We start from the raw sequence: 9021 nt of genomic DNA, 5'->3' as shown, positions 1-9021 counted from the left end.
TCGAAGGTGCTGCCGTCGAAGGAGCTGACGGCGAACACGATGCGGTCCGCGTGGGGAGGCAGCCGGCGCCTGTACGGAGCGCTCCAGGACCGCTCGGGACTCGTCGGTGGGGTCGACGAGTTCGAAGCTGTGGTGGGCGTGCGGTGCGTCGACGACCTCGACGTCGGCACCGCGCTTCTCGGCGGCGGCGAGGAACTCCTCGACGGTCGCCGCGAGGACCTCGTGCTCCAGACCGGCGCGGGTCAGGACGACCGGCGGCCCGTCCGCCGTGCCCACGGTGTCCACCGGACGGAAGCGGGATTCCACCGTCTCCCAGCCGGGCAGCGGCGCCAGGGCGGGGTAGTTCGCCGCCACGCACCGCAGCCACGGCGGGGGCGCGGCCAGCCAGTCCGCCGCGAGGAGCCCGCCGGTGGAGAAGAACCAGAGCGCGATCCGGTCCCCGTCGACGCGGGGGTCGGCGCGGACCTGCTCGACGGCGTCGGCGAGGTCCTGGGCGGCCTGCGGGTAGTCGGCGAGGCCGTGGAGCCGGAGGTCCACCGTGACGCCGACGACGCCCGCGGCCGCCGCGAAGCGGCCGTATCCCAGGAAGAACGGCATGTCCCTCGGGGTGGGCCGCCGGTCGGGCTCGATGGGGCCGCCGTGGACGAAGACGACCGCCGGCCGGGGCCCCTCGGCGTCCGGGAGGTGGAGGTCGACCCGTCCGACGCGGTCGCGCGGCCGCTCGGGCACGTCGACGAGGAAGGGCAGGAGGTGGGACGGCTGCTCGTGGCCGCTCTCGGGCGCCGCCACCCGGTGGCCCTCGCCGGCGGCCGCGCGGAGCAGCACCTCGGCCAGTTCCCCGGGCGCGGAGAGCATCGGCCAGTGGCCGGTGGCGAGTTCGAAGAAGCGGAACCTGTCCTCGGTCAGCACCCTGAACTGGGGCGGGCCCGAGGCCACCGCCATCTCTACCAGGGCGATGCTCTGCCCGTTCGCGGCGCACAGGACGCCGGTGGTCGGCAGGGTGTCCGTGGCGCCGGTCAGACGGAGCGGCTCGGTGAGCGTGCGGGCCGGCTGCGGCGCGGCCTCGCGCTCCAGCCGGGCGAGGGCGTCGGCGGGGATCCCCTCGACGCTGCCCCACCGCGACCAGGTGCCCGGCGCGGGCGGCGGGACCGCCGCTTCGGGGCGCCCGGCGAGCAGCTCCCGGACCTCGGGGTCGGGTACGGAGCGCACGGCGGGCTCGCCGGCCCGCGGGGGTCCCGTGTCCACGGAGACGATCCGGGCGACGCGTCCGGCCCGCCGGTCGGCGGCGCCGAACACCGGATGCAGGCCGTAGCCGTGTCCGACGAGGACCACCTCGGCCGCCGTGATCCCGTCGAGCAGCCGGACGAGCTCCTCGACGTGCGTCTCCAGGCCGGTGCCGGGGCCGGCCTCGGCGCGCCGGTCCCCCGTCCCGGTCAGGGTCACGGGGTACGCCTCCGCTCCCGCCTGCCGCAGCCGGTCGGCGGTCTCCTCCCACACCCAGCCACCGGTGAAGGTGTCCGACACCAGCACGAAAGCCGTCATGACCGTCTCCTCGTCACTCCTCGGGGATGTCCCGCGGTCACGCTAGGAACTCCCCCTGCGGGAGATTCAAGTCCGCCGGTCGAGGGCCGCGCGGCAGAATGGACGGGCCCGAAGATCATCGGATCCCGTTGAAAGAGGTTCGGTTCGTGTCGTCCGACGGTCTGTGGAGCATCGGGGAGCTGGCCGCGCGGGCGGGTGTCACCGTCAAGACCGTGCGGTTCTACTCCGATCGCGGTCTGCTGCCCGAGGCGGCCCGCAGCTCCGGGGGCCATCGCAGGTACGGGGCCGAGGCGCTCGACCGGCTGCGGTTCATCCGGTCGCTGCGCGCCCTCGACCTGCCGGTGCCCGAGGTGGAGCGGGTACTTGAGAGGGACGGGGCCGACGCGGTCCTGGAGGAGGCCGTCGCGGGGCAGTTGCGGGACGTGGGCTCCCAGCTGGTGGCGCTGCGCTGGAAGGAGGCCTCCCTGCGGCTGCTCCAGGAGTGCGCCGCCGGGGAGCGCGCGGAGCGGCTGCGGCTGCTCGGCGCGCTGCCCGCCCCTCCGGACACGGACGCCCTGGTCCGGTTCTGGCGGCGGGCCCTGCCGGTGCGGCTGCCGGGGCGGGTGGTGGCCACGGTCCTGGACGCGGTGGTGCCGCGGCCGCCGGAGGAGCCGGGTCCCGAGCAGGTGCTCGCGTTCGCGCGGCTGCACGCGCTCGTCACCGACCCGCGCCTCGAACGGCCGGAGTTCCGGCCCGCGCCGCCGCTCCCGGACGGCGAGTACCGTCCGGTCGTGCTCTACGAGGGCCTCGCCGAGGCGTACGGGCTCGCCTCGGCCGAGGTGCGGGCCGGGCGGGCCCCGCAGGCCGGCGGGGCCCTGGACTGCTTCGTCTCCGCCTACGCCCGGGCGCGCGGGGAGCCGGACACGCCGGACTTCCGGCGCCGGCTCGTCGGGCTGCTCGCCCTGGACGACAGCCCCGTGCTCCCCCGGTACTGGAAGCTGGCCGCCGGCCTGTTCGCCCCGGACGAGCCGGTCCTCGGCATGCTGCACCACCACCTCTCGGTGGCCCTCCGCGACCAGGTCCACGGCCCGGACGCCGACGTCCGCGCGTACACCTCGCACGCGACCCGTTGAGCCGTTCGGGGTACCCGGGGTGTGGTGATCGGCGGCACGTGGGTGAGTGCGCGCTTGCGGGGTGGCGAGGCGGGGAAGGGGCGCACGGACTCAGGACGACGAGGAGGTGGTGCCGGTGTCGGGGCCGACGACCGGGGAGGCGATGGGAGCACCGTGCTGGCTGCATCTGTCCGCACGCGATCTGGAGGCGTCGAAGCGCTTCTACGGGGCGGTGCTCGGGTGGACGTTCCGTCGGGGCGCGCTCGGCGACGACGTGCACGTGGTGGGCGAGCGGGACGGGGTGCCGGTGGCCGGGATCGCGGCGGTGTCCGCCCAGCCGGGGGTGCCGGTGGCCTGGACGGTGTTCTTCGCCGTCGACGACGCCGACGCGGCGGTGGCGCGGATCCGGGAGCGCGGCGGCACGGTCGGCGTGGGGCCGATGGCGTATCCGCCACGGGGCCGTGCGGCGATCGCGTCGGACCTGGAGGGTGCCGTGTTCGGCGTGTGGGAGGGGCGGCTGGTCTCGCGCTGGCACATCGGCGAGCGGCGGGCCCCGGCCTGGGTGGAGCTGCACACCCGCGACGCGTTCGACGCCGCCGTGTTCTACGGCGGGGTGCTCCGCTGGGCGGACGGGAGCCCCGGCTGCTGCGAGGTGTCGTACGAGCACGACCGGGTGGTGCTGCGGCGGGACGGTGAGGCCGTCGCCCGGCTCGACAGCGGGCCGGTCGAATCCGCCTCGCCCCGGCCTCAGTCGAGGCCGCGCTGGCTGGTCCGGTTCCGGGTGCGCGATCTGGCGGCGGCCCGGGAGGCGGCCGTGGCGCACGGCGGGGCGGTGGTGCCGGGGAGCGAGTGGGCCGACGTGCGGTCGTCGGACGGCGACGAGGAGCGCCGGGTGACGGTCCGGGACCCGGACGGGGCGTTGTTCACGCTGGAGGCGGAGGAGGAAGAGGAAGAGAAGGCCGGGACCATGTGATCCACAGCTCTCCGTTCGAAACGTCCTTGTGGGAACCGTAGATGATCCTGCAATCTTCGTGTTGCACAGAATCAGATTCGGCACACGCACGAGATTCGTAGGAAGGGAAGGGCCCATGAGCGGCGAGCGCCCCGAGCTGTACGAGATGTTCGACGAGCGGTTCCTCACGGGACGGTGCATGTACGGGGACGATGCGCTGGAGGTCCTCCACACCGGCTGCCGCTGGGCCGAGGGGCCGATCTACCTGCCCGCCTGGCGGCAGCTGATCTGGAGCGACATCCCGAACGACCGGATGCTGCGCTGGGACGAGGAGACGGGCGCCGTCGGTGTCTTCCGCCGCACGGCCGGGCACACCAACGGCAACACCCTGGACCGTGAGGGGCGGCTGATCTCCTGCGAGCAGGGCAACCGCCGCGTGACGCGCACCGAGCACGACGGCACGGTCACCGTGCTCGCGGACCGGTGGCAGGGCAAGCGTCTGAACAGCCCGAACGACGCGGCGGTGAAGTCCGACGGCTCGATCTGGTTCTCCGACCCGGACTTCGGCATCACCAGCGACTACGAGGGCTATCGCGCGGAGAGCGAGATCGGCTCCAACAACGTCTACCGCATCGACCCGGACAGCGGCGAAGTCCGCCTCGTCTCCGACGAGTTCGCCGCGCCCAACGGACTGGTCTTCTCCCACGACGAGAAGCAGCTGTTCGTCTCCGACACACGGGCGGGCTTCATCCGGGTCTTCGACGTGCGCGAGGACGGCACGCTCTCCGACGGCAAGGTCTTCGCCGACGCCTCGGCCCGCAAGGAGGCCCGCTTCGACAACCTCCGCTTCGACGCGGACGGCCGCCTCTGGGCCGCCGCGATGAGCGACGGCGTGCACTGCTACGACCCCGACGGCACCCTGATCGGACGGCTGAACGTCCCGGAGCCCGTCGCCAACATCTCCTGGGGCGGCGCCAAGCGCAACCGCCTCTTCATCGCCGCCCAGACCAGCCTGTACTCGGTCGTCATGAGCAACACCGGTACCCACCCGACCGGCCCCGGCCACCGGCCCTGGGCGGGGACGGCGGCCTGAAGCACGGCCGGGCGACCGTCAGTCCGCCGTGGCGCGGGCGGCGACGCCGGCGAGGAGCCGCTCGCGCTGGACCGGGTCGGTCGCCAGGTCGAGGGCGGTCCACGCCATGGCGAGGCCGCCGTCGAGGACGGCCCGGTCGGCGGCGGCCGTGGTGCCGTACCGGGTGAAGTCCGGGTGGTGCATGATCGTGTCGCCGCAGTCGTACCCGATGGACGGGTGGATCGTCGGGACGAGGTGCGAGACGTTCCCCATGTCGGTCGAACCCCCGCGCAGGCCGGGGTCGTTGGGGAGGACGGTCCGGCCGAGTGCCTCGGCGGCGGCCCGGTAGCTCCGGCCCATGGCGAGGTCGTGGCGGAGGTCGGCGTAGTCGTTGCCGACGGTCTCCAGGAGGAGTTCGGCGCCGGTGGCGAGGGCCCCGGCCTCGAAGCAGGCCCGCACCCGGGCCTGGAGCTCGGCGAGCTCCTCGCTGGTGCCGGCGCGGACGTCGTACGTCGCGGTGGCGCGGTCGGGGATGACGTTCGCCGCGTCGCCGGCCGAGGTGACGACGCCGGAGACGACGGCTCCGGGCACCATCTGCTGGCGGTGGGCGGCGATCGCCACCTGGGCGATCATCATCGCGTCGGCGGCGTTGACACCCCGGTGCGGCATCGCGGCGGCGTGCGCGGGGACTCCGGTGTACGCGACGGAGAGGCTGCTGATGGCGAGGGTGTTCAGGCCCACGGCGTCCTGCGGCGCCGCGTGCACCATCATGGCGGCCGCCACGTCGTCGAAGGCCCCGGCACGGAGCATGTCGACCTTGCCGCCGCCCGACTCCTCGGCGGGGGTGCCGAGCAGCGCGACGGTGAGGCCGAGGTCGTCGGCGAGCGGCGCCAGGGCGAGGGCGGCGGCGACCGAGGCCGAGCCGTTGACGTTGTGGCCGCAGGCGTGGCCGATCCCGGGGAGCGCGTCGTACTCCGCGCAGATCGCGACGACCAGGTCGCCGGAGCCGGCGGTGGCGCGGAAGGCAGTGGGCAGCCCGTACGCCTCGCGGGTCACGTCGAAGCCGGCTCGCTCGACGAGGTCGGTGATGCGGCGGGCCGCGCGGTGTTCCTCGTAGGCGAGTTCGGGGTCGGCGTGCAGGGCGTGACTGAGCCCGATGACCGTGTCCTGGTGGCGGGTCAGGGCGGCCCGGGCGTGGTCGCGGGCGGTGGTCGTGGTCGTCATCGGAGGTCCTTGGACGGGGTGCGGTAGAGGAGGGAGGCGGCGGCGCCGGCCAGGGAGATCACGGCACACAGCACCCAGGAGGTGGTGTAGGCGCCGAGGTCGGGCAGGGTGCGGCCGGCGGGGGTGTGCCCGGCGAAGACGGTGAGGACCGCGGCGGCGCCGAGCGAGCCGCCGACGCTGATGAGCAGTTCGTTGATGCCGGAGCCGACCGAGGTCCGGTCGTGGGGGACGGATTCCACGGCGAGCGTGCGCGTGGAGTGCTGGAGGAGACCGTTGCCGAGTCCGGCGAGCGCGGTGCCGAGGAGGAAGAGCGGTGCCGAGGCGTGGGCGGCGAGGGCGATCACGTATCCGACGGCCATGAGGGCGGAGCCGGTGACCAGGGTGAGCCGGTCGGTGAGGCGGGCGGCGACGGCGGGGGCGGCGAGCGCGCCGAGGGCCATCGCGAGGAGGTTGGGGAGCAGTCCGAGACCGATGGCGACGGGTCCGTACCCGAACCCGTACCCGGTCTCGGCGGGGCTCGTGCCGAGGAAGACGGAGTGGGCGACCTGGAGGCCGAACATGCAGAAGCTGAAGGCGAGCGTCACGACGGAGACGACGACCACGTTGCGCCGGCGGAACATCCGGACGTCGATCATGGGCTCGGCGGTGCGGAGTTCCACGAGCACCCACAGGGCGGTGACGAGCGCGCCGCCGACCAGGGTGGCGAGCGTCCGGGCGGAGGTCCACTCCCAGCCGGGAGTGCCGCCGAGACCGAGTGCGAGCATCAGGGCGACGAGACCGACGGAGAGCAGCAGGGCCCCGAGCCGGTCGACGGAGCCTCCCGGGCGGTCGTCGGACTCGGGGAGCAGGGGCCAGGTCACGACCAGCGCGAGGGCCGCGCCGACGGCGGGCACCCAGAGGGCGGCGGTGGGGCTGTCGACGGTGGCGGCGATGAAGCCGCTGGACAGCAGGCCGAGGGTGAGGCCGCCGATCAGCGCGGCCACCATGTGGCTGATGCCGCGGCGGCTCTCGGCGTCGCCGCCGTCGGGACGGTTGCGGAGGATGCCGACGAGGAGCGGGAAGAATCCGGCGATGGCGCCCTGGAGGATCTGGCCGGCGAGCAGCACCGGGAAGGAGCGGCTCAGCCCGACGAGGACCGAGCCGGCGAGGACGATCGCGAGGTTCCAGCGCAGCAGCCGGCGGTGGCCGTAGAGGTCGCCCATCCGGGCGAGGACCGGGGTGAACGCGACGCTCGCGAGCAGGTTCGCGATGCTGATCCAGTTCAGGTCGGCCGCGGTGACCTTCAGGGTGTCGGTGAGGCCCTTGAGCAGCGGCGAGAGGAAGCCCTGGGTGATGCCGCTGGAGAGCTCGACGAGTGCGACCGAGGCGATGACCGCGCCGGCGGGCACGGGGCGTACGGCACTTCTTCGTACGGGGGCGGTGCGGGTACCGGCGTCCGTCATACGTACTACCTCTTCGGAAGGGCCGCGTGGGCGCGATGGAGAAGGGGACCGCCCGGCAGGTGGGGCACGGGGGCGGAAGATGCACCACAATGTGGCGAGCGGACGGCACTTCGGGCAAGAGTCGACTGTGAAGACGGCCGATTGCGGCAGCGGGCGGGGAGCCCGCGGCGGATTCGGGCACATCGAGGGCGCCCGGGGCGCCTTCGGGCGAGCCGGGGACGCCTTCCGGCGGGCGCGGGACGCCCTCCGGCGGGCGGGCGGGCGGCTTCCGACGGGCACGGGGCGCCTTCCGGCGGGCACGGGACGCCCTCCGGCGGACGGGCGGGCGCCTTCCGGTCGGCACGGGACGCCCTCTGGCGGACGGGCGGGCGCCCTCCGGCGGGCGGACGGGTGCCTTCCGGTCGGCACGCGAGGCACCTTGCGGCGGGCACGGGACGCCCTTCGGCAGGCACGCTAGGCGCCTTGTGGCGGGCACGCGGGGCGCCTTCGGGTGGACGGGCGGGCGCCTTCCGGTGGGCGCGCGGACAGGAGGAGGAGAGGCGGGATGACGGCGGAGCAAGGTCCGTGGCGCGGCGGCGGGGCCGGGGGTGCCCGGAGCGGCGGGGGCGGAGGCTCCGGCCCCGCCGGCGACCTGGACGCGCTGGACCACGGGATCCTGAAGGTCCTGCACCGCGATCCCCGCGCGCCGTTCGCGGAGGTCGCGGCGGCGGTCGGGGCGCACGAGCGGACCGTCGCGCGCCGCCTGGAGCGGATGACCGCCGACGGGAGGGTCGCCTTCGTGGCGGCACTCATCCCCGAGTACCTGCACGAGGGGGTGACGGCGGAGATCGCCGTACGGTGCGCGCCGGGCCGCGTCCACGAGGTGGCGCTGACGCTCGCCGCCCTGGACGAGACGCGTTCGGTGGAGGTCGCCACCGGGGCGCTCGACGTGTTCGTCGAACTCCAGGCGGCCGGGCACGACGCACTGCTCACCCTCGTGGACACGGTGATCGGCCGGCTCGACGGAGTCGTGGACATCCGCTCGGCGGTGGTGCTCCGGCTGCTGCTCACGGCCAGCGACTGGGCACCGTACGACGACGAGCCGACGGACGTACGGCGGCACGCCGTGGAGGGCACCCCTCTCCCGGAGCCGCCGGTCGTGGACGAGCTCGACCGGCGGCTCGTCGAGCTGCTCCGGCGCGACGCCCGCATGTCGACGACCCGTCTCGCCCGGGGGCTGAGCGTCGGCGAGACGACGGCCCGGCGGCGCCTGGCCCGGCTGACGGCCTCGCACGTGCTGCACCTGCGGCTGCACGCCGACCCCGCCGTCCTCGGATATCCGGTGGAGGGGCGGTTCCGGCTCGGGGTGCCGCACCGGGAGCTCGACGCCGCGATCCGGCTGCTGGCGGGCGAACCGGCCCTGCGCCACCTGGTGGTCACCAGCGGCCGGACGAGTCTGCTCGGGTACTCGAGCCATCGCGACACCCGGGACTTCCAGGAGTTCACGGCCCGGGTCTTCGCACGGCTGGAAGGCGTGACGTCGACGGAGACGGCGCTGCTGATGCGCACGTACAAGAGGGCGGGGTTCACTTCGGTCCGGAGCTGAGGGCCGCGGCCTCACGGACTGGGCCGACGGCTTCGGCGAGGCGCTGAACGCCGAGTTCGGCGAGGAGCGCGCCGCCGAGCTGCTCCGCCGCTACGGCAACGCCTTCTCCGAGG

At 74.5% G+C, this 9021-nt stretch carries 8 protein-coding genes; 5 read left to right on the top strand and 3 right to left on the bottom strand.

Translation table 11 applies throughout. The annotated features are described in order from the left end of the window. A partial coding sequence (locus tag ABZ318_RS37725) for an alpha/beta fold hydrolase (protein WP_356906941.1) occupies positions 1-1542 on the bottom strand: 1542 nt, incomplete at its 3' end. 146 nt (positions 1543-1688) lie between these two features. On the opposite strand from ABZ318_RS37725, the gene ABZ318_RS37720 reads away from it, so the two are divergent. From ABZ318_RS37720 to ABZ318_RS37710, 3 genes are all read left to right on the top strand, one after another. Then, the gene (locus ABZ318_RS37720) at positions 1689-2654 is read left to right on the top strand and encodes a MerR family transcriptional regulator (protein ID WP_356906940.1); all 966 of its coding nucleotides are present in this window, start codon (positions 1689-1691) and stop codon (positions 2652-2654) included. Between the two features lie 142 nt (positions 2655-2796). Then, the gene (locus tag ABZ318_RS37715) at positions 2797-3606 is read left to right on the top strand and encodes a VOC family protein (protein ID WP_356906939.1); all 810 of its coding nucleotides are present in this window, start codon (positions 2797-2799) and stop codon (positions 3604-3606) included. Between the two features lie 115 nt (positions 3607-3721). Continuing rightward, positions 3722-4678 (top strand): SMP-30/gluconolactonase/LRE family protein, encoded by a 957-nt coding sequence (locus ABZ318_RS37710; protein WP_356906938.1) that lies wholly within the window; start codon positions 3722-3724, stop codon positions 4676-4678. An 18-nt stretch (positions 4679-4696) separates the two neighbouring features. Here the strand turns inward: ABZ318_RS37710 and ABZ318_RS37705 are convergent, their stop codons facing one another. Both ABZ318_RS37705 and ABZ318_RS37700 read right to left on the bottom strand, forming a co-directional pair. Then, positions 4697-5881: an amidohydrolase gene (locus tag ABZ318_RS37705; protein ID WP_356906937.1), complete on the bottom strand. Its 1185-nt coding sequence runs from the start codon at positions 5879-5881 to the stop codon at positions 4697-4699. Next, complete coding sequence (locus ABZ318_RS37700) at positions 5878-7323, bottom strand: MFS transporter (RefSeq protein ID WP_356906936.1); 1446 nt, start codon at positions 7321-7323, stop codon at positions 5878-5880. The genes ABZ318_RS37705 and ABZ318_RS37700 overlap by 4 nt, the downstream gene beginning before the upstream one ends. Before the next feature lie 544 nt (positions 7324-7867). Here ABZ318_RS37700 and ABZ318_RS37695 point away from each other — a divergent pair. Together ABZ318_RS37695 and ABZ318_RS37690 are read left to right on the top strand one after the other, a co-directional pair. After that, entirely contained in the window at positions 7868-8908 is a 1041-nt protein-coding gene (locus tag ABZ318_RS37695; protein ID WP_356906935.1) for an Lrp/AsnC family transcriptional regulator, read from the top strand. A 43-nt stretch (positions 8909-8951) separates the two neighbouring features. Next, the coding region (locus tag ABZ318_RS37690; RefSeq protein ID WP_356906942.1) for a hypothetical protein at positions 8952-9021 on the top strand (70 nt) is incomplete at its 3' end.

Origin of the sequence: Streptomyces sp. NPDC006197, assembly GCF_040613865.1 — a bacterium.
GTDB lineage: Bacteria > Actinomycetota > Actinomycetes > Streptomycetales > Streptomycetaceae > Streptomyces.
Note: the sequence above shows the minus strand (reverse complement) of the source record. Positions and strands in the feature narration are given on the sequence as shown.